This is a genomic window from Fructilactobacillus sp. X8R4C1 (genome assembly GCF_059900905.1).
Genome location: NZ_JBWXVJ010000001.1, coordinates 263,028 through 288,064, shown reverse-complemented (window position 1 = coordinate 288,064; position 25,037 = coordinate 263,028). Strand labels below are relative to the sequence as shown.

At 42.9% G+C, this 25,037-nt stretch carries 25 protein-coding genes and 1 other annotated feature; of the genes, 11 read left to right on the top strand and 14 right to left on the bottom strand.

What is annotated here, in order from left to right:
* Nucleotides 1-5: 5 nt before the first annotated feature.
* From opp3b to AC6UDA_RS01265, 7 genes are all read left to right on the top strand, one after another.
* Nucleotides 6-938: an oligopeptide ABC transporter permease gene (gene opp3b, locus AC6UDA_RS01295; protein WP_500710592.1), complete on the top strand. Its 933-nt coding sequence runs from the start codon at nucleotides 6-8 to the stop codon at nucleotides 936-938.
* The gene (locus AC6UDA_RS01290; protein ID WP_500693317.1) at nucleotides 938-1,966 is read left to right on the top strand and encodes an ABC transporter permease; all 1,029 of its coding nucleotides are present in this window, start codon (nucleotides 938-940) and stop codon (nucleotides 1,964-1,966) included. Before opp3b ends, AC6UDA_RS01290 begins: the two co-directional genes overlap by 1 nt.
* 14 nt (nucleotides 1,967-1,980) lie before the next feature.
* Nucleotides 1,981-3,030: an ABC transporter ATP-binding protein gene (locus AC6UDA_RS01285; protein WP_500695433.1), complete on the top strand. Its 1,050-nt coding sequence runs from the start codon at nucleotides 1,981-1,983 to the stop codon at nucleotides 3,028-3,030.
* A complete protein-coding gene (locus AC6UDA_RS01280; RefSeq protein ID WP_500696373.1) occupies nucleotides 3,023-3,937 on the top strand; it encodes an ABC transporter ATP-binding protein in 915 nt (304 codons plus the stop codon). Before AC6UDA_RS01285 ends, AC6UDA_RS01280 begins: the two co-directional genes overlap by 8 nt.
* Nucleotides 3,938-4,081: 144 nt before the next feature.
* Nucleotides 4,082-4,474, top strand: a complete 393-nt coding sequence (locus AC6UDA_RS01275; protein ID WP_500710590.1) for a zinc-ribbon domain-containing protein — start codon at nucleotides 4,082-4,084, stop codon at nucleotides 4,472-4,474.
* Between the two features lie 17 nt (nucleotides 4,475-4,491).
* Nucleotides 4,492-5,139 (top strand): zinc ribbon domain-containing protein, encoded by a 648-nt coding sequence (locus AC6UDA_RS01270; RefSeq protein ID WP_500710587.1) that lies wholly within the window; start codon nucleotides 4,492-4,494, stop codon nucleotides 5,137-5,139.
* Between the two features lie 26 nt (nucleotides 5,140-5,165).
* Nucleotides 5,166-5,843 (top strand): zinc ribbon domain-containing protein, encoded by a 678-nt coding sequence (locus AC6UDA_RS01265; RefSeq protein WP_500710585.1) that lies wholly within the window; start codon nucleotides 5,166-5,168, stop codon nucleotides 5,841-5,843.
* A 57-nt stretch (nucleotides 5,844-5,900) separates the two neighbouring features.
* Here AC6UDA_RS01265 and AC6UDA_RS01260 read toward each other — a convergent pair whose 3' ends face one another.
* From AC6UDA_RS01260 to AC6UDA_RS01215, 10 genes are all read right to left on the bottom strand, one after another.
* On the bottom strand, nucleotides 5,901-6,533 hold the full coding sequence (locus AC6UDA_RS01260; protein ID WP_500710583.1) for a DUF805 domain-containing protein: 633 nt from the start codon (nucleotides 6,531-6,533) through the stop codon (nucleotides 5,901-5,903).
* A gap of 52 nt (nucleotides 6,534-6,585) precedes the next feature.
* The gene (locus AC6UDA_RS01255; protein ID WP_500710580.1) at nucleotides 6,586-7,035 is read right to left on the bottom strand and encodes a zinc ribbon domain-containing protein; all 450 of its coding nucleotides are present in this window, start codon (nucleotides 7,033-7,035) and stop codon (nucleotides 6,586-6,588) included.
* Nucleotides 7,036-7,096: 61 nt separating this feature from the next.
* Complete coding sequence (locus AC6UDA_RS01250) at nucleotides 7,097-7,870, bottom strand: (S)-acetoin forming diacetyl reductase (RefSeq protein WP_500710577.1); 774 nt, start codon at nucleotides 7,868-7,870, stop codon at nucleotides 7,097-7,099.
* 108 nt (nucleotides 7,871-7,978) lie between these two features.
* Nucleotides 7,979-9,382, bottom strand: a complete 1,404-nt coding sequence (locus AC6UDA_RS01245) for an APC family permease (protein WP_500710575.1) — start codon at nucleotides 9,380-9,382, stop codon at nucleotides 7,979-7,981.
* A 132-nt stretch (nucleotides 9,383-9,514) separates the two neighbouring features.
* Complete coding sequence (locus AC6UDA_RS01240) at nucleotides 9,515-10,450, bottom strand: phosphoglycerate dehydrogenase (RefSeq protein ID WP_500693306.1); 936 nt, start codon at nucleotides 10,448-10,450, stop codon at nucleotides 9,515-9,517.
* A gap of 19 nt (nucleotides 10,451-10,469) precedes the next feature.
* Nucleotides 10,470-11,435, bottom strand: a complete 966-nt coding sequence (locus tag AC6UDA_RS01235) for a sugar kinase (RefSeq protein WP_500710573.1) — start codon at nucleotides 11,433-11,435, stop codon at nucleotides 10,470-10,472.
* 23 nt (nucleotides 11,436-11,458) lie between these two features.
* Complete coding sequence (locus AC6UDA_RS01230; RefSeq protein ID WP_500695444.1) at nucleotides 11,459-12,745, bottom strand: Na+/H+ antiporter NhaC family protein; 1,287 nt, start codon at nucleotides 12,743-12,745, stop codon at nucleotides 11,459-11,461.
* The gene (locus AC6UDA_RS01225; protein WP_500710570.1) at nucleotides 12,746-13,492 is read right to left on the bottom strand and encodes a sugar phosphate isomerase/epimerase family protein; all 747 of its coding nucleotides are present in this window, start codon (nucleotides 13,490-13,492) and stop codon (nucleotides 12,746-12,748) included.
* Between the two features lie 167 nt (nucleotides 13,493-13,659).
* Nucleotides 13,660-14,640, bottom strand: coding sequence for a LacI family DNA-binding transcriptional regulator (locus AC6UDA_RS01220; RefSeq protein ID WP_500710566.1), 981 nt, complete (start codon nucleotides 14,638-14,640; stop codon nucleotides 13,660-13,662).
* A gap of 99 nt (nucleotides 14,641-14,739) precedes the next feature.
* Nucleotides 14,740-15,582 carry a MetQ/NlpA family ABC transporter substrate-binding protein gene (locus AC6UDA_RS01215; RefSeq protein ID WP_500710563.1) on the bottom strand — a complete coding sequence of 281 codons (843 nt, stop codon included), beginning with the start codon at nucleotides 15,580-15,582 and terminating at the stop codon, nucleotides 14,740-14,742.
* 47 nt (nucleotides 15,583-15,629) lie between these two features.
* Nucleotides 15,630-15,863 (bottom strand) — a binding site (T-box leader).
* 168 nt (nucleotides 15,864-16,031) lie between these two features.
* On the opposite strand from AC6UDA_RS01215, the gene AC6UDA_RS01210 reads away from it, so the two are divergent.
* The gene (locus tag AC6UDA_RS01210; protein ID WP_500710561.1) at nucleotides 16,032-17,657 is read left to right on the top strand and encodes a putative glycosyltransferase family protein; all 1,626 of its coding nucleotides are present in this window, start codon (nucleotides 16,032-16,034) and stop codon (nucleotides 17,655-17,657) included.
* Nucleotides 17,658-17,753: 96 nt separating this feature from the next.
* Here the strand turns inward: AC6UDA_RS01210 and AC6UDA_RS01205 are convergent, their stop codons facing one another.
* Nucleotides 17,754-18,104, bottom strand: a complete 351-nt coding sequence (locus tag AC6UDA_RS01205) for an iron-sulfur cluster biosynthesis family protein (protein WP_500693299.1) — start codon at nucleotides 18,102-18,104, stop codon at nucleotides 17,754-17,756.
* A 226-nt stretch (nucleotides 18,105-18,330) separates the two neighbouring features.
* Between AC6UDA_RS01205 and AC6UDA_RS01200 the strand changes: the two genes are divergently transcribed.
* A complete protein-coding gene (locus tag AC6UDA_RS01200) occupies nucleotides 18,331-19,116 on the top strand; it encodes a glucose 1-dehydrogenase (protein ID WP_500693605.1) in 786 nt (261 codons plus the stop codon).
* 298 nt (nucleotides 19,117-19,414) lie between these two features.
* Here AC6UDA_RS01200 and AC6UDA_RS01195 read toward each other — a convergent pair whose 3' ends face one another.
* Nucleotides 19,415-20,332 (bottom strand): alpha/beta hydrolase, encoded by a 918-nt coding sequence (locus tag AC6UDA_RS01195; protein ID WP_500706168.1) that lies wholly within the window; start codon nucleotides 20,330-20,332, stop codon nucleotides 19,415-19,417.
* A gap of 199 nt (nucleotides 20,333-20,531) precedes the next feature.
* Entirely contained in the window at nucleotides 20,532-21,002 is a 471-nt protein-coding gene (locus tag AC6UDA_RS01190; protein WP_500710558.1) for a hypothetical protein, read from the bottom strand.
* A 112-nt stretch (nucleotides 21,003-21,114) separates the two neighbouring features.
* On the opposite strand from AC6UDA_RS01190, the gene AC6UDA_RS01185 reads away from it, so the two are divergent.
* Nucleotides 21,115-22,662: a ClC family H(+)/Cl(-) exchange transporter gene (locus AC6UDA_RS01185; protein ID WP_500710556.1), complete on the top strand. Its 1,548-nt coding sequence runs from the start codon at nucleotides 21,115-21,117 to the stop codon at nucleotides 22,660-22,662.
* Nucleotides 22,663-22,809: 147 nt separating this feature from the next.
* Nucleotides 22,810-24,306: a xylulokinase gene (gene xylB / locus AC6UDA_RS01180; protein ID WP_500710865.1), complete on the top strand. Its 1,497-nt coding sequence runs from the start codon at nucleotides 22,810-22,812 to the stop codon at nucleotides 24,304-24,306.
* A gap of 28 nt (nucleotides 24,307-24,334) precedes the next feature.
* On the opposite strand, the gene AC6UDA_RS01175 is transcribed toward xylB, so the two are convergent.
* Nucleotides 24,335-24,988 (bottom strand): VTT domain-containing protein, encoded by a 654-nt coding sequence (locus tag AC6UDA_RS01175; RefSeq protein WP_500710553.1) that lies wholly within the window; start codon nucleotides 24,986-24,988, stop codon nucleotides 24,335-24,337.
* Nucleotides 24,989-25,037 lie beyond the last annotated feature (49 nt).

Here is a 25,037-nt window from a genome sequence, read left to right as displayed (position 1 = left end):
TTAAAATGACTAAATACATCATCCGTCGAATTTTCTACCTAGTCCTCACTTTATTCATTGTTGCTTCGGTTACCTTCTTTCTGATGAAATTTTTACCCGGTACGCCTTACTCAAACCAGGCAAAACTCCAGCCAAGTCAAATCGCAATAATGAACCAAAAGTACGGATTAAACAAATCACTTTGGGATCAGTACTTAATCTACATGGGAAATTTACTCCACGGAAATCTAGGTACTTCATTTCAATTTAACAACCAACCAGTTACTCAATTGATCGCCCATGACATTGGTCCTTCAATGCAGATTGGTACCCAAGCCATGGCCGTTGGTTCTGTTCTTGGCATCATCCTTGGTGCAGTTGCCGCCATCAAGAAAAATACCTGGGTTGATTCAAGTGCCACCTTCATCTCAATCCTTGGAATCTCAATCCCAAGTTTCGTTTTAGCCGTTCTGCTTCAGTACTACTTTGGCTACAAACTACAATGGTTCCCAGTTGCCCTCTGGCAGAACTTTAGTTCTAGTATCCTACCGACGTTAGCGCTTGCGGCCTTTCCACTTGCAAACGTCGCCCGGTTCATGAGAACTGAAATGGTTGATGTCTTAGACAGTGACTACATTGAACTGGCAAAAGCCAAGGGTGATTCGGAAAGAAAGACGATTACACATCATGCGCTAAGAAACTCACTGATTCCGGTCATCACCATCGTTGGTCCCATGGCCGTTTCAATCATGACGGGTTCACTGGTGGTTGAAAACATCTTCTCAATTCCTGGAATTGGTAATCAATTCGTTCAGTCCATTCTGACGAACGATTACCCTACCATCATGGGACTGACAATTTTCTACTCATTCTTATTAGTTGTCATTATCTTAGTTGTCGATATTCTTTACGGAATCATCGATCCACGAATCAGACTAGGAAACGGAGGTAAAGAATAATGGCCGAAAACTTACCACCACTTGAAGATCAGTTCCAGTTCGCAAGTGACGACCTTTCAAACTTGGACACTGAATCGGAATCAATTAACACCCCATCTTTAACGTACTTTCAAGACGTTAAACGAAGACTAGTTCGAAATAAAGTTGCCATGACTTCTTTGATTCTCTTAGTCATTATCGCCCTAGTCGCAATCTTCGCCCCGATTCTTTCACCACACGATCCAAACGCTCAAAACGTTTTGTACGCCAACCTCCCACCAAAGTGGGGTTCACTTAACATCCCCGGTTTAAACGGTATTCACGAAGCCGGCGGCCACATGGTCAACGCATATCAAGCAGAACACGTTCCAAAGGGAACCTACTACATCATGGGGACCGACTACTTAGGACGTGACCTCTTCTCAAGAATTCTCTACGGGACTCGGTTATCACTGTTTATCGCGGTCGTTGCGACAGCAGTTGACCTCTTAGTCGGTGTTCCTTACGGTTTAATCTCTGGTTGGGTCGGTGGTGCCGTTGACACCTTCATGCAGAGAATCGTTGAAATCCTCTCATCAATTCCTAACCTAATCGTCGTTGTTTTATTACTACTAATCCTTAAACCCGGAATCACTTCAATCATCATCGCCATTGCCTTTACCGGATGGATCACCATGTCACGTTTAGTTCGTGCTCAGACCTTTAAACTAAAGGAATCCGAATACGTCCTAGCCGCCAGAACCCTTGGTGAATCACCATTCAAGATTGCGATGAAACACCTGATTCCAAACCTCAGTTCTACTATCATTATTCAAACCATGTTCACTATTCCATCGGCCATCTTCTTTGAAGCCTTCCTAAGTTTCATTGGAATTGGGATCCCAGCACCAAACGCATCCCTTGGTACACTTCTAAACGATGGTCAGAAGGCCTTTCATTTCTTACCATATCAAATGTGGGTTCCAGCAATCGTACTGTCTGTCATTATGATTACGACCAACCTGCTTGGAGATGGATTAAGAGATGCGTTCGATCCAAAATCTAAGTAAAGGAGACAGATAAGATGGCTCAAAAAGTTTTAGACGTTAAAAACCTGTCAATTGATTTTGCTACCCTAAACGGAACCGTGAAGGCCATTCGTGACGTTAGCTTCCACCTTGATAAGGGAGAAACGCTCGCCCTTGTTGGTGAATCTGGTTCAGGGAAATCAATCACCGTGAGAACTATCATGCGTCTTCTAGCTGATAACGAAACCATCACCAACGGTACAATTGATTTTGAAGGCAAAGATATTTTAAAAGAATCCAAAAAACAAATGGACAAGATTCGTGGTGGCAAGATTGCCATGATTTCTCAGGATCCCATGACCTCACTGGACCCCACCATGAACATCGGTAATCAAGTGGCTGAACCACTCCGAGTTCACGAGGGAATGTCCAAAGGAAAAGCCTTAAAGCGGGCGGCCGAGGTGCTAGAAGAAGTCGGCATTCCCAACGCGAGAGAACGGATGCGCGACTATCCCCACCAATTTTCTGGTGGTCAAAGACAAAGAATCGTGATTGCGATGGCTATTATTGACCATCCTGATGTTCTAATCGCCGACGAACCGACTACCGCATTGGACGTTACGGTTCAAGCTCAAATCATTAAGCTACTAAGAGAATTAAAGGACAGAATTGGAACGTCGATTATCTTCATCACCCATGACTTAGGGGTGGTTGCTAACATTGCTGACCGAGTTGCCGTCATGTACGCCGGTAAGATTGTCGAGTATGGAACCGTTGACGACATTTTCTACAATCCACAACATCCCTACACATGGGGACTACTTGATTCTATGCCAACTTTATCCATGAAGAGTGATCGATTAAACACGATTCCAGGAACGCCACCCAACTTGATTAACCCACCAAAGGGTGACGCTTTCTATGCCCGGAACAAGTACGCTTTAAAGATCGACCATGAACAACAACCACCCTTCTTCAAGGTCAGTGACAGCCACTACGCCGCCACCTGGTTGTTAGACAAGCGAGCTCCAAAGGTTACTCCACCAGAATCAATTCAAAAGCGTCAGGCTGAATTTAAGAAACGAGGTGAAAACGACCATGACTAAAAAGGATCCCATTGTTTCAGTTAAACATTTAAAACAATACTTTAACGTCGGAAAGCCCGACGAAGTTAAGGCCGTTGACGACATCTCATTCAACATTTATCCTGGCGAAACGCTAGGTTTGGTTGGTGAATCTGGTTCTGGTAAAAGTACGACCGGAAGAGACATCATTCGTTTATACGACCCAACTGATGGTGAAATTGACTTTGAGGGGCAAAACATCTCGAAGCTAAAACGTAAGCAGATGAAAAACCTGCGTAGTCAGATGCAGATGATCTTTCAGGATCCGTATGCCTCACTGAACCCCCGAATGAAAGTGGAGGACATCATCGCTGAAGGCCTTGATATCAATCACCTGGTTAAAGATTCTGATGAACGAGATAACCGAGTGCGAGAGCTCCTTCACCTTGTTAACCTAAACGAAGAACATGCCAGTCGTTACCCATACGAGTTCTCCGGTGGTCAACGACAACGAATTGGAATTGCTAGAGCCCTAGCAGTTAAGCCTAAATTCATCATCGCTGATGAACCAATTTCCGCCCTTGACGTTTCCGTTCAAGCCCAGGTTGTAAACCTAATGCAGGACATTCAAGAAAAAGAGGGTCTAACGTACCTATTCATCGCCCATGACCTTTCAATGGTGAAGTACATTAGTGACCGAATCGCCGTCATGTACGCTGGTAAAATCGTGGAAATGGCTGATACCGATGAGTTATACAACCATCCACTTCACAAGTACACCCAAAGCTTGTTGTCAGCAGTGCCAGTTCCTGACCCACACTCAGAGAAACAGCACAAGATTATCAAGTTCGACCACAGTCAACCATTTAAAGAAGACCAATACCTTCAGGAAGTCCGTCCTGGTCACTGGCTCTACTGTAGTGATGAGGAAGCCCAACAATACAAATAACCGTTTCAAAAACGTTCGATTGAAAATAAATTCAGTCGAACGTTTTTTATTTCTCTTAATTCAGCCTTCAATTGCGGGAGTAACAAGGGAATGGTATTATTAATGTGAATAATGAATTCAATCACAAGATGGAGGTTTATCTCAATGAATAACACTAACGAAAAATTCTGCGTTAAATGCGGCAAGAAGATTCCCAAAGAAACGAAGTTTTGTCAATATTGTGGTGCCAAACAGCCAGAAATCAATTCGACCCCGCATAATGAGTCACAACCAAGTCCAGCAAGTATGCAACCCCAGCCTACTAGCAATCAGGGCAATCCTGAAACCATCAGTACCCTTCTACTGGTGTTCGGTTGGATTTCCGCCGTTTTGTCCACCCTCTTTGTCCCCATCGTGTTTGGAATTATCGGAATTGTCCTTGGCGCAATCGAACTCAAATACCACCAAAATGCTGGAATTATTTTGATAATTGCGTCAGTCGTTTTGATGATCATTGGAATTATTTTCGGGATGGTCATGGGTTCACAAGTATTTTGAAAGTAGGATGAAATCTAATGAATAATACAAAGTTTTGTGTCAACTGTGGTAAAAAGATCAAAAAAGACGCGAGCTTTTGTCAATATTGTGGAGTTGAGCAGCCCAAGACGACCCAGCAACAACCCAAAACCAGTCCGACTGAGAATCATCCCCAAAACAATAAAAGTAACTTGAAGAAACTGCTAGGTGGGATTGGAACCATTGTCATTGCCGTTATTTTCGGTTTGAACTTCTACTTTAGGGCACGTCATGTTTTCCCTAATCAGGATACGAATGCTAGTAGCGTGATTAAGTCGATTAATAATACTGAACTTCCTGAAGGTGGCATTGGATCATCCACGCTTAACGATTCTTTTGAGGGTAACCAAGCAACCTTAATGTACAATAAACAAGATAAATCATATAAGTTCTACATAAAAAATAATAATGAAAACAAAAGCTTTGGGAGTTTCTATTTAATCAAGGTTGAACGTCCTAATCATCAATCCACCTATGTATACAAAGTTTTAAGTAATGATGAATCAAACACGGATCCTAAGAAAATGCCACTACAGTCTGCTGACACTTTAACCAATGTTTTTCATCAAACCAACTATCACATCGATTCAAGTTGGGGAAGCACCATTAAGCCAGATAAGCAATTTATGTTAGGATCTAGAAACTAATTTAAATAAAATGGAGAATACACACGATGAATGATAGCGAAAAATACTGTATAAATTGTGGCAAAAAAATTCCAAAAGAAAACAGATTCTGTCCGTATTGTGGTGCGAGACAGCCGAATTCAAACGATAAAGTAACTTCTAATCATCAAAGTCAATCTGAAAATAACAAGTCCAAAAAGAAGCACTCAACCGCTAGAATCATTATTATCAGTATCGTAGTCGTCATTCTTTTACTAGCAGGAATCTCGTTTGGTGGATATAAGTACTATGAGTCCCGAGGATCGACATCCCCTAATGAAATTATGCAGTGGATCCATGATAAGGATGATGATAACACGATGGAGATGATTGGATATGTGCTAGAAGATTATGACGATTATGAGAGTAATTTCTATTCTAAAAAAGATGCTAAAGATGTTACTGATAACAAAGTTGAAAATCAAAAAAGTTTAGTTCTTATGAAAAACAAAAATAATAACAGGTACTTATTTGATTATCATGGGCACAAAGTGTACATGATCAGAATGTATAACAAACTTGAAAATCGATATATTGAAACGGTTGTAGCTTCTAAGAAACCATTCTCAAATAACAAAAAAGTATTTTCTAAACTATTAACCCATCCAAAAGAAATGAATAAAATTGATAAGGAAGCAAAAATAGGTCCTATATATACTCCCATATATTATTACGATCACTTTTAAAAGTAATACGAAAAGGCACATCTCAATTATGAGATGTGCCTTTTCGTACGGTAAAAATTATTTTAATTTCTTCAAATAATTAACATCTGGTCCGCCAAAGCGATTTCCTTCGTCCACAGAGCTAAACAGCATGAAAATGAAAACGATGATACTTCCAACAAATGGAATCAGTTGTAACCACCAGAAACCAGCTGAATAATTGATGTCATGAAATCTACGACACGTAGAAGTGATTTGTGCAATACCCGCGGCAACACCAAAAACAAGAAATGCAATTCCAATCAATATTGTAATCGCGTATGCCACCGAAGAATCTATACTACCGAACACAAACATCAAGAAATAAAAAGCAACTGTAATTAAACATACATCTAAGTATGACCACCAATACGACGCCCTGCTCATCCTTCCAGAAATATGAAACATGTTCCCAAATAAATCCTTAAACGATGTAATCATGTTAGGTGATGAATATTTCGAGCGAATATCCGCTCTATTATTGGATTCTGGCCGATAAGTCTGCTGTTCATTATTAGTTTCTTGATAACCATAATTAGCCTGTTGATTATCAGTGCTTTGATTACTTTGGGCATCAGCCATCTCGGGTTGAGCTTGACCGCAATAAGGACAGAATTTCACATCCGCCTTTAACAATTTACCACAATTGGGACAGTGCTTGGTGTCATCCATCGTAAAACCTCCATAGTATGTATTTAAATCGATGCTAATGTAACATCTACTTTTATTTTACACTATTTGCCATGTCAAAATAGGCGAAAATGAACATTTTTGAACTATCTCCGTCAATTTGAGTCTGAATTGCCAGATTAAAGGCACCATCACAATTATTTTCTTTCACAATATCTCTAATTTTATTAAAAGCTTCCTGTTGAAATTCACGCAAAATCTGATCATCATCTGGAATATAGTGGCCGCTTAATCCCACTGACCCGTTTTGATTGAATTCATATCCATCAGGAATTGCACCAGCTGAAACAGGAATCACAATTTCAGGTTGACCATAGTCTTGTTTTTCATTTAGGTCAACCTCAACCGTAGTTGTTTCCTCTTCCTGATTCATTTCTTCCAATTCATCAATAGTAGGTTGTTTGTACCCACATTTCGTACAGAACTTCACGTCAACTGGAATTTCTGCACCACAATTAGGACAAAATCTTGTTTTTAAAGTCATTTTAATCTCTCCTTTTAATATGTACTAAAAGAACTCTGACACCTTGCCAGAGTCCCATTATTTAGTTAAATACCATTCCACCATCAATCAAAAGTGACTGACCAGTCATGTAGTTAGAGTCAGGACCAGCTAAAAATGAAACACAGCCAGCCACGTCTTCAGGTTTTGAAAGTCGTTTCAAGGCAATGTTCTTTGCAAACTGTTCCATTCCCCATTCAAATGGTTTCCCGGCTTCATCAGCCACATTTTGGGCAATGTCATTCATCATTGGAGTAACCACGATGCCAGGACAGTACGCATTAACGGTAATCCCGTCATCGGCAAGTTCCTTGGCGGTTGTTTCAGTAATTCCTCTAATAGCGAACTTAGTTGAACCATAAACGGTCAAGTTCTCATTACCGGTCATCCCCGCTTGAGAAGAAGCGTTAATGATCTTCCCACCGTGACTAAGTTCTTTGAACTTTTTAGCGGCAGCCTGGATTCCCCAAATAGTGCCACCAACATTAATCTTTTCGGCCTGTTCTAAGACCTCTGGCGTAACCGTCTGGATTGGTGTGGTTGGCGCAATTCCAGCGTTGTTCACAATCACGTTGAAGTCACCAAAGTGTTTGGCAGCCTTTTCAACAGCTTCAAAAACTTCGTCGCGATTGGCAACGTCGGCTTTAATGGCAATGGCGTCACCATTGTCACTTTGAATCTCTTTAGCAATTGCTTCCACTTTATCCAAATGACGACCAACCAGTGCCACAGAAAAACCATCTTTACTTAATCGCTTGGCGATGGCTTCTCCGATTCCTTGACCAGCACCTGTTACTAGAGCTACTTTTTTATTCATCGTTCAATTTCCTCACCTATTCTTAATAGTATAAGTTCATTTTATCACAGCCAAATATCACATGACGACCAAAAATGAGAAGCCATCTCACGGCTTCTCATTCATTAATTATTCTTCATTTTGCAATCGAGAATGGTGAATCCCGTAAACAAAGTAGATCACAATTCCAAGTGCTAACCAACCAATTACCGCAATCTTGGTCACGTTCGGTAACATGATGATGAAGTAGATACTCATCAGTCCGGCTAGGATTGGCAGGTAAGGGTAAAATGGCATCTTGTAACCAGTATTTTTGATGTCCTTTCTTCGTCTCAATGGAATAATCCCAAATGAGATAAAGGCAAACGCAACCAAGGTTCCAGCGTTAATCAATGAAACTAGTTGAGTCAAAGGAACGACCCCGGCAAAGATGGCCTGAATGATGACGGCTAACCAAACCGCGTAGGTCGGAATCCCGGTCTTGTGGTTAATCTTTCCCATTTTCTTAGAAATTAGTCCGTCACGTCCAAGTGAGTAAACCAGTCGGGAACTCCCGATGACCATGGTGACCATGGCGGTGAAAATCCCAAACAGTGCTCCAATCGTGATGGCCTTGTTCATGAAGTTTAAGTGAACCATGGAGAATGCCAAGGCGGCTGGATCGTCAACGTTTAGTAGTGAGTACTGGACCATTCCGGTCAGAACCAAGGAGAATCCGACATACAGTACGGCCGCAATCAGAACGGTTCCAAGAATTCCCTTGGCCATATTCTTATTAGGGTTAATGGTTTCAGCGGAGTTCGATGCCAACGCGTCAAAGCCCATGAAAGCAAAAAAGACGGTCGCAGCGGCGGTTGAGATTCCCCCTAAACCAAACGGTGGAGTGTGAAATTGTTTCGGGTAAAACGGAACATAGTTGCTTGACTTGATGTAAAAAACACCCACAACGATAAACAAAACAATGATGCCAATCTTAACCAGCACGGCAACGTTCTCAATCTTCTTGGAAAAATTAGTTCCCATTAAAGCGAGTAATCCAACTAACAGGGTAATGACAACGGCACTGATGTTGACTACGCCACCCTCCATTGGCCCACTTTGAAGAAACTTCGGAATGTTAACCCCAATGGCGGCTAAAATGTTGTTATTAAAGTACGAAGCAAATCCGGTGGCCTCAGCGGAAACCGCCAAGAAGTACTCTAGAATTAGTCCCCAACCAAGAATCCACCCGATGATCTCGCCATAAACGACGCTTCCAAAGGAGTATGCTGAACCAGCAACGGGCATTGCCGACGAAAACTCGGCATACGCCATACCCACGACCCCAGCTAAGATGGCAGCAAGCAAGAATGCCAGTGCAACCGCTGGTCCTGCATGTAAAGCCGCTTCGTGTCCTGGAAGAATAAAGATCCCAGTTCCGACAACGGCTCCGACGCCAAGACCGATTAGATCTTTAGCGGTCAGCGTTCGCTTTAAGCCAGCATCGGCTTTGACGAAACTAGCAACCGATTCTTTCTTGAACATATTATGCATATGCATCACTCCTTTTCATTTGTATTGCATTGAATTGTACCGTGAAAAAAAGATGATGACAATTACTTTTTAAAGATTTTCTTAAATAAAAAAGAACTGAGACCATTGCATCCCAGTTCTTAATTAATTCTTTTACTTTTTAACCGCCCACTGTGGTTGTTCACCCTTTAGGACTTTTACAATTTCACTGGCAGCGTCATGCGCCATCCGGTTCATGCATTCCACCGTGTTAGAGGCAATGTGCGGTGTCAACAAGACGTTATCCAGCTTGTAGAGTGGACTGTCCATTGGTAGCGGTTCAGAATCAAACACATCCAGGGCAGCGGCCTTAATTTCGTGACTCTTTAAAGCGTCGATTAGATCATCTGTATTAATGAGTGCCCCACGAGCCAAATTAATGAGAACCGCCGAGTTGTCCATCATCTCAAATTCACGTTTACCAACGCTTTGTTTAGTAGAGGGTAGCACTGGCATGTGTAAAGTGACGATATCTGAATCAGTAAAGATGGCATCGCGATTAACCGCTTTACCGTATTCAGAGTCTTCAGCATGTGGTGAATTGTAGATGACATTCATCCCCAGTCCACTCACCTTCTTAGCGACCATCTTGCCGATTCGGCCATAACCGAGAATTCCGAGGACCTTGCCTTCTAAATCAAAACCCATGTGATCCTTCTTGTAGTTCCAGTTCCCCTTACGCATCTCGTGCGAATCATTGGTAACGTTCTTTGATACGTCAAAGATTTCGGCTAACGTCGTCTCCGCAACCGTTGAGGCATTGGCGAGCGGCGTAATTGTTACATATATGCCATGTTGTAACATAAAGGGAACATCGATGTTGTCATAACCCACACCGTTTCTAGCAATGATTTTTAAGTTCGGCATCTTTTCAATGGTGTCATTTGGAAACGGGGTGGTGCCAATCAGGATGCCATAAGCATCGGCGGCCATGTCAAGCAACGTTGAAATCTTCTTGTCAGGTAATTCCACAACATCAAAGCCACTGTCTTTCAGTAGCTGTTTTCCATCTGGAGCCAAACTTGCTTGTACTGCAACTTTTTTAGCCATCATAATCTCTCCCATCTACTTACGATTCACTAACGTGTTCTTTTTTATAAAATTCATTTAATTCACTTGGAGTAGGATAGCCGTCGTTATCACCGGGCGTCTGAACTTGAAGCGCCCCAACGGCATTTCCCCGCATAACCGCACTCTTTAGATTTTTGCCCTCTAATAGTGCGGTAATTACCCCAAGCGCAAACCCATCACCGGCACCAACCGTATCGACGACGTGATCGACCTTAAAACCGGAGACCGTATACGAATCACCGTTTTTGGTCTTCACATACGCACCATCTGGGCCCAACTTAATGAGCACCGCGTTCGTGCGTTCACCATTTTGGAGGTAAAAGTCAGCGATTTTTTCTGGGTCATCACTTCCCATGAGGACCTTGCCTTCGTTTACACCTGGCATCACAATGTCAGCGTTTTTAGCCAATTCGTTAATCGTTTTAATCATTCGATCATGATCACCCCACAGTCCGGGACGCAGGTTTGGATCAAACGTTATCTTGATTTCATTATTAATCAATCGGTCCATTAATGCACGATATGAGCCTTCCGCTTCAGCTGACAAAGCCGGGAAGATCCCCGTTAGATGAGCCATTTTGACGTCGTCAAGATTAATCTCGTCAATGACTCCCCGTTTTAAATACGAAGCAGCCGATCCCGTGCGATAGTTGAACGTCTGGGGATCACCATGCGTTACCATCTGTTTTAATTGATGACCCGTCCAGTGATCGGGATCGTCTTTAACATAGTCAATGCCAACGCCGTGGTCGATAATCACGTCTTTGGCGTATTTACCCAGCGGATCGGTTCCTACCTGAGACACATACTCAGCGGAATGTCCCAGTCGTTTAGCACCAATGGCCACGTTTAGTTCTGCCCCTCCGAGGATTTTTAGATAGTGGGTTGAATCAGCTAAAGTAGCGTCAGGATCGGTTGAGGCGAACGTTACCACTGGTTCACCAATTGTCAGAAATTCACTCATAATTTTCACCTTTCTTTAATCATCTATCCGAAGAATAAGTACACTAATATTTCGTTTAAAATGGAGACAATCCACATGACTGGAACTCCCAGTTTCAACAGTTGCTGGGGACGAACCTTCATGTAGTCAAGACCCCAGACGTTCCATGACTGAGTGATATCAGTTGAAACCGCCATCAGGGTTGGAACGTACATTAATGGTAAGAGGAACATGTCGTTAAACATTCCGGTGGCGGAAAGGACAGCGGCCGTCGCAGCTCCAGCACCCCAGACCTGAAGTGGTCCTCTAAACAATGCTAAGGGAGCAAGAACTCCGATTCCAAGTGCTAGCAGTAAGTGACTGTTTGGCAGGATGGCGCTGAAGATTCCCTTGAAACGACCAGCGTTTAACTGAGCCGCCCCGGCAAACATAACCAGTGCCATCAAGAACATGATTAAGCCCGAAATGTCGTTAATGGACTGTTTAATCGTGGCATTAAGAAACGTTTTGAATTTTTTATAACCATTCATCTTGCCGGTGACAAGCATGGCCAAGATGCTAGAAAGGATCAAGGCCGGAATGGCATCCCAGCCGAGCGCCATGTTCAAAATAACGGGAACAACTGGGATAGCGTACGCAATGTACGGAATCTTGTCGACGTCTCCCGGGTCAGTTGCCCCGATTTTCTTCAGGTTGGCCTCGGCATTCTTTGGATTGAACGTGTGACGTTTCATCACTAGAAACAAGATCACCGCAATTAGTTGCACCGCCATGGCCGCCCACCCAAATTCAAGGTAATGCAGATTGTATTGAGCCTTGGGGAAGAACGCCTTAATCTGATTAAAGAGCACGACGTTGACGTACATGGCCGAACCAATCGACAAGGCAAACGTCGTTAGGGCCACGTCTCGTGGAATCCCCAATGACAAGAGGATTGGTAACAAAATGACACCGATGGCAATGACCGAACCCACTCCGTAGGAACTGACAAACAGCAGCGCCGTAACTAAGACAATCAGGATGGCGGCTAGTAAAGGATGCGATTTTCCAACCTTATTCGTTTTCTGCGAAATTGATGGCGCAATGCCACTGTCAACCAGTACTCGTCCAAACCACGAACCAAAGACGATGTAGATAATTGTCGAACCATACTTCAAAGCGGGCGTTGAAAAGACCGCCGTTAAAGCGGTGTGATATGGGATTAGACCAATGACGGTCCAAAGAATTGCCATGACGAAGAACCCAATGGTCAGGTCTCCACCTTTAACAATGTAAAAGATAAAGCCAGCAAAGGTAATTAGTAACAGAATCGCAATAATGGTATTCATCAACTACATCACCTCATCTCTCAGCAACTTGACCTGACGTTCAACGTGTTCGTCGTCTTCCATCGGAAATTCAAGCGCTAAATCCGCCGTTTTCGGTAACTCGTTCAGGATGTTTTTCCAATCAAACATACCGTCATTTAGATTGTCCGCGGTCTGTAAGTCATCTTCGTCAAACTGATTGACGTTCTTTAGATGAATATAATCGGTATACTGGTACAAAGAATCAGCCGCATAGTCCGCACTTTGATGGGTAAACGCCCAATTACCAAGATCATATACGTACTTAATGGGCAGCCCATTCTTTTTCGCTTGGTTTAAAAAGTGTTTAACATTAGCCATTTTGCCACTCACTTTGGTTTGATCGTTTTCCACGTTCATTTGAATCTGATCGAGTGGTAAACCGTCAAAGGCATGGGACAAATCACCGTCAAACGCCCGAAAGTTTCCCACGTTAAACTTGATTTTGGTAATTCCCATTCGTTGTCCCTCGTTGAAGTACTGCTTCAATTTAGGATTAACCGAACCATCCTTTAAAAACAGCTCATCGGGGACACTGTAATTAACTAGTAATCCCGTTCTCAATCTGGCATTATCAATCTCATCCAGTTCCTTTGAAAAATCCTTGATGTATTCTCGTCGAACCTCAATTCCGTCAACGTTCATTTGTTTCACGCGTGGGAATAACGCTGCCTGACTCGTACCGGCTTCGATGTCATTTACAAAGATCCATGTATTTAAAAACAATCGCATCAGTATTCACTCCTTTTTTAATTTGATACCGCTTTCATATTGATACTTATGGTAAACGTTTACATAAAAGTAGTCAATACTATTTGGTAATCTTTTTTCTAAAAATATGTAATCGTTTTCCATGACGCCATAAAAAAAAACTAGCCTCACTAGGCTAGCCTTGATACTTAAAATTGGGCTGGAATCTCAATTTTTTTCGCAATTGGTTGGGAATCACTCTCAATCCCTTCAATCAGGATCTGAGCTGCACTAACCCCAATCTGAAACGGATCCTGATTAATAACCTTGATTCCTGGGTCAATATTATCTACCAGTGAAGTGTCAGAAAATCCCGTCATGTGCACTCCATCGGACTTCCGAATTACCCCATCCCGAATCAACTTGGGCAAAAACTTCAAGAGCCACCGTTCCTTTAAAGCAAAAATCAGCCCCCCATTTGTTTCTTCCAGGGACTTTTTTAGTTTGGCGTATGCCTGATGAAACGAACGCTCATCGTTTCCCGGTTGAACGACAGTGACGTGGTCCTCATAGACCGCTTTAATTCCGTTCAATCGTTGTTCTCGGGTAGAAACGTTTTTTACGTTATTTGTAATCACAAAGACGTGGCTTAATCCCTGGTCTTTAAAGTATCGCGCCGCTTTCTTACTGACCTCATAGTTATTGGTAACCACACTCGGCCACGGACTGCCCTTAATCTGCCGATCTAACATGACCACCGGTACATTTGTGGGAATTGAGCTTTGAAAGGCGTCCAAGTCGTTACTTAACGGCTGAATCAAGACGCCACCAAACATTTGTTGGTTAAGTGACGATAACGTGTCAAGTTCCCGCCGTTCATCACTATCGGAGTCCATTAAGACCGCGATGAAGTTGTTCTTTTTTAAAACCGAATTAACACCCTTAAAAATCTCCGTGGAAAAGTAATCATCAACATCCGCCGCAATGACCGCCACCAATCGACTTTGCTTGGTAATGAGCTGTCTGGCGGATTCATTTGGCACGTAATTCAACTTCTTGATCGCTTCGGTGACCCGCTTCGCAGTAGCATCGGACATGTGGTTGGTCTTTCCGTTTAAGTAGCGTGAGATGGTGGCAGTTGACACTCCTGCTTCTGACGCAACGTCTCTTATCGTAGCTACTGAACCCATTTGGACCCCTCCCATCGTTTTTTTCATTCTACCATTTATTAAACCATTGTTTCAGACCAATAAAAGAATTCATCAATTAATTGATGAATTCTTATTGAGTTACTTAAATTTAAGGTTCCAAGCCGCTTGTTGATTAATCCCGGACTCTTTCTTAATCAGTTTAGCGGTCTTCTCGGTCTGATAGGCTTTCACTAATTCCTTGATTTTCTTGCTATGTTCGTCGCGCTTCTTTGCGGCAATGAAGTTGACCCACTTATGCGAATCCTTGGTAAATGGTGCCGTATAAATGGCCTTCTTCGGACTCAGGTTCGAACTCTCAGCAAAGTTCCCGTTCACAACGGAAGCTCCCGCTGAATTCAGTAATCGTGGCGTTTGCGAGGCGTCAACTTCCTTAATCTTCAGGTTCTTCGGATTACTAGTAATGTCCTTGACGGTGGTGAACGCCTTTTTCGGATTTAACTTAATCAACCCCGCACTCTGAAGGACGTGTAAAGCCCGCGATTCGTTGTTAGTGTCGTTTGGCACCGCAATGGAAGTTCCACTGGAAATTTCATTAACCGACTTAAACTGATTGGAGTAGATTCTCATTGGCTCAATCACGGTATCCCCCACCGGCACGATGTCCGTGTGGTGGACGTCATTCCAATTGTCCAAAAATGGGTAGTTTTGGTAGGCATTCACGTCGATGTCTCCGTTAGTCAGAGCGTTGTTAGGCTGTGAATAATCGGTAAACGTCTGAAACTGAACGTTTAGGCCGTACTTATCCTTGGCGTCTTTAGCCACTTCGTTCCAGATGGCCTGTTCCTGTTTGGATCCGGCCATGATGCCAACGGTAATGGTGTTCGCTTCAGCTTCTGATTGGTGGAAAAAGCTGAAGTATCCGACGATTCCAATAAACAATATAATTCCAATCCAAATTAAGTATTTAACCCATCTTCTCATCTGCGTTCCTCCCATTTATTAACCAAACAAAAAAGCATCCATCCTGTAAAAAGGACGAATGCTTCCGCGGTACCACCTTAGTTCATAGCCGTCTCACAACGACTACCTCAACGGTTACTTGTAAAAATAACCGGGCCATGATATCGGCGGCATCCCGTCACCAGCTCACGATTTACTGGTGAAAACTCCAAGTCCATCTTCAACAGCACCAACTCATCTCATCGCACCAGCCTGAGACTCTCTTTGAGTTTCTTCTGCCTACTCAACTTTTCCGTTTAGTTAATTTATTGTTTTTAATGGTCGTTACTCTACATGCTTTAAAACTCAATGTCAATCATTTTTGAGAAAAAATAGAATAACTTTTAAAGTTATTCTATAATAATGATATTAAATCACAAGGGGGAATTACCATCTCGAAGTTCATACATAAGCATTTTACGCTATTTTCAATGATTTTATTTTTAATTCTAAGCGTGGTAATCGTCAGTCCGTATTTCTTTGGCAATCCAATCCTACCACGCGAGGATATGCAGTTTCATCTGGCCCGGGCGTACGAAAGTTACATCCAGGTTCAACACGGTGGCATCCTACATATGATTCCAGGAATGATGACGAAAACTTTTGTCAAAGTTGGCTACCCACTAAACGGTTTTTATCCGATCTTTGCCGTCTTACCCGAGGCCATGATTCATCTGGCCATTAAGAATCCGTACACATCCTACTTACTTTACCTAATCCTAATCAACTTTCTGGTGTTTATCTCCATGTATCTAGCGAACTGGAAAATCACCAATCGAAAACTGACTGGGCTCGCATCCGCCATCATCTACGGTTTATCGACGTATCTAACGTTCGACCTCTTTGTGCGCTTTGATGTGGCTGAAGGAATGGCGTTTGTCTTTCTGCCAGTGGTTCTCTACAGCATTTATCAAGTGTGTATCAAAAATTACCGTCAGTGGTGGGTCTTAAGTGTTGGATTAACCCTGCTGGTATTAATCCACCTACTGTCGTTTTTAATTGCTGGTACCTTTGCCGCCATGACGATCATTATTATCATGTTAAACCATGATTCATTGAAACTTAAGGTGAAGCGGGTCATAGCACTGGTTGTTGCTGCAATCGGCACTTTTTGTTTATCCGCTTTCTTCTTACTACCACTAATTCAGAATTACCACTACGACCAAGAAATTTCCATCATGAAGTGTCGCCTCCAAGACATGAGCATCCCGGCCTCCAATCTGTTTTTCGGCCCCACTCCAAACGGACCGTGGCAGTATGGAGCTGGTATTGGCATTGTCGGACTAATGATCATCATTTGGCTGTTTTTCTTCTGGCATCGACTCGACCTGTTCTCTAAATCAATGACAGTCCTCTCACTACTCTTTCTGCTTTTTAGTTCCAATCTCTTTCCGTGGGACCTTTTGCAAAAGTGGGTGGGAATGATCCAATTCCCATTCCGTTTTCTGATCATCACCACCGTTCTATTAGCGTTTTTAGGCGGAGAAATTATCACCAAGATTTTTGCCAAAAACAATTCTACGGGAACCCTCCTGCTTTTAGGCGTCTTAGGACTTAGCCTGTGTTCATCACTTGCCACCAATTTGCAACTCAAATCGTGGGAACCTCAGGCTTCTTCACCACAGAAATTTGAAAAGGTGGGAAAATCGGCCGTTTATTGGGACTACCTCCCTCATGCTTCCGATTCACTAGAACCGCTACTCAAAGAACACTCTATTTTAAAAATGAATCCAAATCAGAAGGGCTTAAAACAAAAGAAACGGACTACCTCGTACAATCAAATTGAGTACCAGTTAGACGCTGAAAGTGCCACCAGGGTTCGTTTGCCAAACGTTTACTTCCCTGGCTACGTAGTGACCGTTAACAATCAGGCCGTTCCAATTAAAGTAGACCAAAAGCGTGCCATCCACATTCCCGTCAAAAAGGGAGCAAACACCATCAAATTGACGTATCACCGCACCCGCGTTCACATCATTGGGATTTGGATCAGCGTTATTTCTTGGTTACTTTTACTGGTATACCTTGGGCTGGCATTTTACAAAAAACATTTTAAATAAACAAAAATGGGACTCACGTGACGTGAATCCCATTTTTTAATAAAAAAGAACCGAAGCAATTACTCCGGTTCTTCCCTGGCTTATTAATCTCTTATTCTATTTTTCAACTTGATTGTTGGTCGTAACTTGACCATCAATCATTTCACCGTCATCTTTTAACTGTAAGAAGTTATTCTTGAAATCAAGTTTTAGACCTGGTCCAAAGAAAGTCATATCATTCTTGCTGGTTAAAACGTCAGCACCTTGATTGTTTTCAAGTTTAACATCATAGTCTGATGGTGCTTTTGAAACACCAACAACTTGAAAGGCATCACCAACGGTGCAGGCACCACCAGCACCTTCAGAGAAGTTATTTGATCCGTCATTTGCGGCCAGCAGGTATGCGTTAGCACCTGCTAATCTTTTCTTCATGTAGGCCATTGCGTCATCAGTAATTGTTAGTTTCATATCTATAACCTCCTATAAGTGATTCAGAAATGAACCTCTTCAAATCTTCACTATTTATGATAGCAGGAATTCACCATAACGCAAGTAAAATGTACACAACTTAATTTTAAAGGGTCAATCAGTTCTTTCCCCTTTATATTAGTCTCTTAATGGGTTATTATAGTGTCAGAAACAAGTCCAATCCGCTTAACAGGATTAGAAATGTAGAGGTGTATATTATATGGTTATGTATAAAGATCTTGAAGGCAAGACGGCCGTAATCACTGGAGGAGACTCAGGGATTGGTGCTGCCATTGCTGAACGTTTGGGTCAAGAACACATGAACGTGGTTATTAACTACCACAAAAACGAAGATGCAGCTAACCAAGTTGTTGAAATCGTTGAAAAAAACGGTGGCCACGCCGTTACTAAGCAAGGCGACATTGGCGATGATGCTGGTGCTGAATCATTAGTACAAGCCGCCGTTGATTCCTTTGGTGATTTGGACGTTTGGTTCAACAACGCTGGGATGGAAAAGAAGACCCCTACAAACGAAGTTACCCTTGAAGAATGGGAAGCAGTCGTTAACGTTGATTTGACTGGTACTTTCTTGGGTACTAAAGCTGCTTTAAACTACTTCTTAAAGCACAACAAGAAGGGTAGTATCGTTCAAACTTCATCAGTTCACCAACAAATTCCATGGCCGACATTTGCAAGTTACGCTGCAAGTAAGGGTGGCGTTAAATTATTCACCGAAACTGCCGCAATGGAATTTGCTCAACAAAACATTCGAATTAACTCGATTTGTCCTGGTGCCATTAACACCCCAATCAACGCCAAAAAGTTCGCTAATCCTAAGACTTACGAATCAACTGTTAACATGGTTCCAATGCACCGGATTGGTAAACCTTCCGAAGTTGCAGCTGCTGCCGTTTGGTTAGCTTCTGACCAAGCTAGCTACGTTACTGGAATCTCACTTTACGTTGATGGTGGAATGACATTATACCCATCATTTCAAAATGGTAACGGTTAAAATTACCAACCAAAAAGACTACGAATTCAAATTCGTAGTCTTTTTTTGGTCTAAAATACCTTTAAAATTCTTTTGATTAACTCATTAATTCCGTGCCATCCAAACAGGACGCATGCGACAACTAATCCAACTCCTTCAAAAAAGAGGACCAATCGTTCTCTTTGATCCAGGATAAAATACGCAGCAATTACCCCGATTACAAGTAAACACGCAACTGTTAGTCTAATTTTGGCTTTAATTGGTCCTCATCTCCTCAGCATTCGTGTTTTAATTTTACCAATCATTTCACCAAATTCAACTACTTAAAATACTGCTGAGAAAAGTTGACGACTTTTTGCGTATACGCATCTGGATCCTGACTCCGACCTTCAATATGGCCAGCACCCTTAATGATCCAGATTTGTTTTGGACCAGCATCGTTCTTGTAGTTCTCATAGGCATTTTTAACGGGGACAAACTTGTCAACGTCACCGTGAATGATAAACAACGGAATCTGGTTGTGCTTCAGGGTCTTCTTCGTGTTCCCATCATTCATGTTATACTTCGCAAACATTCGTACATAGAGATTAACGGTCGGAACCAGTGGAAAACTCGGAATGTTAAATAGCCGCTTCAATTGGCCACCCAACTCCCCTTCGACACTGGCATAACCACTGTCTTCAATCGCAAACTTCACGTTACTTGGCATTTTTGGTAAAGAGTACATGACGGCCGACGCCCCCATACTTGTCCCAAATAACCCTAATTCGCCATCGGGGTGGTCATAATTGAGCACTCGAGCCCATTTTTCCAGGTTAGTGGCGTCTTTGACACCGTACCCGATGTATTTACCACCACTGCCGCCAAACGACTGGTTATCGGGTGCGAGGACGTTATAACCAGCATCATGAAAAATTTTTATAAAGGATTCCATCTCTTCACTATTACTACCGTACCCGTGAACGACAATCATCGTCTTGTTGGTTGGTTTTTCCGATGGGACGTATCTAGCAACTAGATTGGTCCCATCACTCGCCTTTTCGTGTAGAACCTGTGCGTGATTATCACTAAACCACTCGGTATCGGGCGTCCCAGCATTTTCGTTGTACAAGCTGGCTAGTCCCGTCTTCCCAAAGGCAAAGTTAAACAGGAGATAGCCAACCGCCAAATCAAGGATGACTGCGAAAATGACAAAGAAGAAAGCCGTCACTCCAGTCCATTTCAGTATTCTTTTCATTGGCCTTGCTCCTTTCTAATTGATTTTCACTTTTAAAAATGATTTTAATAAGTCTATGTACTATCTTAGTGGAGGTCAGACACAATGACACAAAAAAGGTTTAGTTTAGTGAAAAATTAATGAAAATAAAATACACCTATGAAAACCATAGGTGTATTTGTGCTTGTATAAGGATAAAATTATTAATTAGCTAATATGTTTATTTATTAGAATTGCTATCTGAACCTTGCTGGTTTGAATCTTTCTTTTCTGAATCAGGTGTAACGTCCTTCCAATCACCCTTAGCTCCATCATCATTAATCAAGTCCGTCTTAAGCGTACTAATGTTAGTAAATACCTGCCACATGATAATGGCCATCACAATGTGTGAAATCCATCCCACAATTGGAATGACCGCGATTATCGACAAGACAATCCCAACGATAAATCTTGGTTTGATGTTATCCATCTCAGCCTTAACTTTACCATCACTTAAAGAACTCACCATCTGCGAACTGATGATGAAACAAGTAATGTAGAGACCTAATAGCACCAGTAGTGGAACCCAAAGCATGCTGACAATGATGATGCCACCAAGAATTGGAAACAACAAAACCGTTTCAATAATTGAAATTACTAGGGTTAGAACATATAAGAAGTCTAACTTTTGAACAATATCTGATTTCTTCATAAATTCCTCCAATTAAATCTTTTCTATATTATTATTTTACCCTAAAATCGAATTCATTTGGGGAAATTAATCGTGATACAATTGGTGTAATTGCTTAATGGAGATGAACACCTTGCCGAAACGCACACACCACATTGATTTTTCAGACATTCGATACGTTCTCTTTGCAACCATTATTGGAACGCTGACGGGTGCCGTAATTGCGTCTTTTCGTTACCTAATCCAGGTCGCTTTAAAATGGTCGCTTACAATTTATCATGGACTTGACCACAATCTCAATCTTCTGTGGTTGGTAATTCCCACTTTCTTACTCATCTCAATCGTGACCGGTCTCATCATGAAGGGCGATCCTGACGTTAAAGGCTCCGGGATTCCACAGGTTGAAGCTCAACTTGCGGGCAACATTGAAACTAATTGGGTCTCTGTCTTATGGCGGAAATTTGTCACTGGTGTCCTAACCGTTGGAACCGGAATTTTCGTTGGACGAGAAGGACCCTCCGTTCAGTTAGGTGGTGCCATTGGTCAAGGAATTGCCCAGGGCTTTAAAGAAGGCGGTTCTGAGCGGCGATTGATGATTGCGACCGGAGCAGCCTCAGGACTGTCGGCCACTTTTAGTGCACCACTAGCGGGGACGTTCTTCGTCATGGAAGGTGTTTATCGCAATTTCTCCCCCGCCGTCTGGCTTTCGTCACTCACGGGGTCAATCTGTGCAAACTTTGTTTCATTAAAAGTTTTCGGCTTAAAACCAATTTTACCCATTTTTTACAGCCACATTTTTCAACTCCAGAACTACTGGCAGCTCATCATCTTGGGCATTATTCTAGGTGTTCTAGGCTACGTCTATAATTTAGGTTTATTAGACCTGCCAAAGTGGTTCGCTAAGATTAAAATTATTCCATGGTACTTTATGTGTGCGATTCCGATTTTACTGGTTATTCCCGTTGGAATGTTCTTTCCGACTACCATCGGAAGTGGTAGTCGGGTCATCATGACCGTTGCTACCCACAACGTACCCTTAACCGCCATCTTTGTCTTCTTAATCGTCCGGTTTGTCTTCGGATTAATTACGTATGGTGCCGGAATTCCTGGTGGCTTCTTCATGCCGGTCTTAGCAGTTGGATCACTGATTGGTGCCGCTTACGGTGGCTTTATGTCAAAGACTGGACTGCTTGGTGCCGGATACGTTAATAACTTGCTGATTTTCGGGATGGCCGGCTACTTTGCGGCTGTCAGTAAGGCGCCTTTTACCTCGATTATGCTAATAACCGAACTGGTTGGTAACACCAAGAACTTCATGGCGTTAGCGCTCGTGGTCCTCATTTCGTACGTCGTGGTCGACATGCTGGGTGGTCAACCAATCTATCAAGCCTTAGCGGAACGATTGACAGCCATTAAGACGTATTTCAACGCTGACAGCAAGACGGACAAGATTCAGGTCCCGGTCTACGAATTCAGTTCAATTGAAAACAAATTAGTCAAAAACATCCACTGGCCGAACCACTCCATTCTAATCACAATTAGTCGGGGTAATCTCCACATCATCCCCAATGGAAACACCCAGATTAAAGCCGGTGACACGCTGATCGTTCTCGCTCATCGAGACAACATCGGACCAGTTAAGAAGCAGCTGGTGAAAATGGCAATGGAGATTGATGAATAATACTAATCTCTAACAACTAACCAAAATGGTTAGTTGTTTTTTCTTTGTCATCATTAAATTAATATTCATTGAAAACGATTACATAACCTGCTAGTCTTAAATTAAGAGTTGTAACTACAAGGTATATTTATGAAAGTTGGTGCACACATGGAAAAGAACGTTTTAGGAATCGACCTCGGCACGGGATCGGTCAAAGTCACTGCTGTCAACAAGCTTGGTGACATTGTGGGACAAGAATCAACGGAGTATCCGAATCCGCATCCCAAACCAGGTTGGAGTGAACAAAATCCCAATGACTGGGTGAATGGTACGATTGCGGCCATCAGAAAACTAGTCAATGATGACAATATTGATCCAGAGTCCATTAGTGGAGCTAGTTTCTCGGGCCAAATGCACGGACTAGTCTTGTTAGACAAGCATAATCAGGTCATCAGACCAGCCATCTTGTGGAACGACACCAGAACCACAAAACAACGCAAAGAGATTGAGGATAAACTAGGGAAGCGATTCGTCGAAATCACCGGTAATCAACCACTGGAGGGCTTTACCATTACCAAACTGCTCTGGGTCAAGGAAAACGAACCGGAGAACTGGGCAAAAGTAAAAACCTTCCTCCTACCAAAAGATTACCTGCGCTTCAAAATGACCGGTAACATTGCGGTCGACTTTTCTGACGCTACCGGAACCACCCTCTTAGACATTCACGATAACAAGTGGAGCCTCGAAATCTGTAAGGCCTTGGGAATTCCCGAGAAAATCCTGCCGCCACTAATTCAGTCCATTGACTACGCGGGAAACGTCATCCCCGACTTCGCCGATCAAGCCGATATGTCAACCATTACCAAGGTCTACGGTGGAGCCGCCGACAACTCAGCGGGAGCAGTTGGAGCGGGCATCATGTCACCCAATAACGCGCTGGTCAGCGTCGGAACCTCGGGCGTGGTCCTACATCATGAGGTCGACCTCTCAACCGACTATGGTGGTCGCCTGCAAATGGAAGACCATTCCATTCCGAACACCTACTATTCAATGGGTGTCACGCTGGCCGCTGGTGATTCTTTGACCTGGTACAAGAACACCTTCGTTAAAGACGAAGACTTTACCGAGATGACTAATGAAGCAGGTAAATCTCCGATTGGATCCAACGGTCTGTTATTTACCCCTTACATTGCAGGGGAACGAATGCCTCACGCTGATTCGCAAATTCGCGGGAGCTTCATTGGAATTGACCGCACCCAGGTCCGACGCGACTTCACTAGAGCCGTGATGGAAGGGATCACCTTCAGTCTCCAAGATATCCTTACCATTTACGCCGAAATGGGTGCGACCATTGATCACGTTACTTCCATTGGTGGCGGCGCTAAAAGTTCCGTCTGGACCCAAATGCAGGCGGACATCTTCGACAAACCCGTCATCACCCTCGCAAACGAACAGGGACCTGGCATTGGAGCAGCCATGATTGCGGCTGTCGGACTTGGTTGGTTCACCGGCTTTCCCGCCTGTGCCGATCAGTTCATCAAGTTCGGTAAGACCTACGAACCAATTGCCGCTAACGCTGATAAATACGCTAAGATTTTTAAAATCTATCAACAAATTTATCCCCAAACGAAAAAAATTAGTCATGAATTACAGGATTTACGTTAATTCAAACCCCAAAATAAAAGGACGCAGTCTAAGCTGCATCCTTTTTGCTAGTGAAACGAGTTTTAATTAATCCGATCAGAGCCGGAAGTAACGTAATCAAGATAATTGATAAAATCACGGCCGAAAAGTGTTCCTTAACGAACGGAATGTTGCCAAAGAAGTATCCGCCACCACAACATAGTGCGACCCATGCCACACATGCGGTAATGTCATACTTCACGAACTTTTGGTAACTGTAGTCACTGCTGGCAGCGACGAACGGAACAAACGTCCGCACAATCGGCATGAAACGACCAAACAGAATGGCCCATGAGCCATACTTATCAAAGAACTGATGGGCTTTCTCAAAATCCTTGGGCTTAATGAACCGACTCAAATACTTATTGTCAGTAATGGCTAGGCCAACTTTTCTTCCCAGAAAGAAATCCAGTGAGTCCCCCAAGGCGGACGCCAGAAAGAACAAAATCACAAAAATCCAAACGTTTAAATCATTGGTACTAGCGGCGGCCAAGGCTGCGGCCGCAAACAAGAGTGAATCACCCGGCAGAAATGGCATGATCACGGCGCCGGTTTCGATGAAGATAACCGCAAACAGGATCAGATAGGTCCAATTGCCAAACATGTTGACGAGTGTGACTAGGTGGTGGTCAATGTGAAGCACAAAATCGACTAAAAAACTCATATAATTAATCCCCACTTAAATTTAGTTATTTTATAATTTTACCAAAATG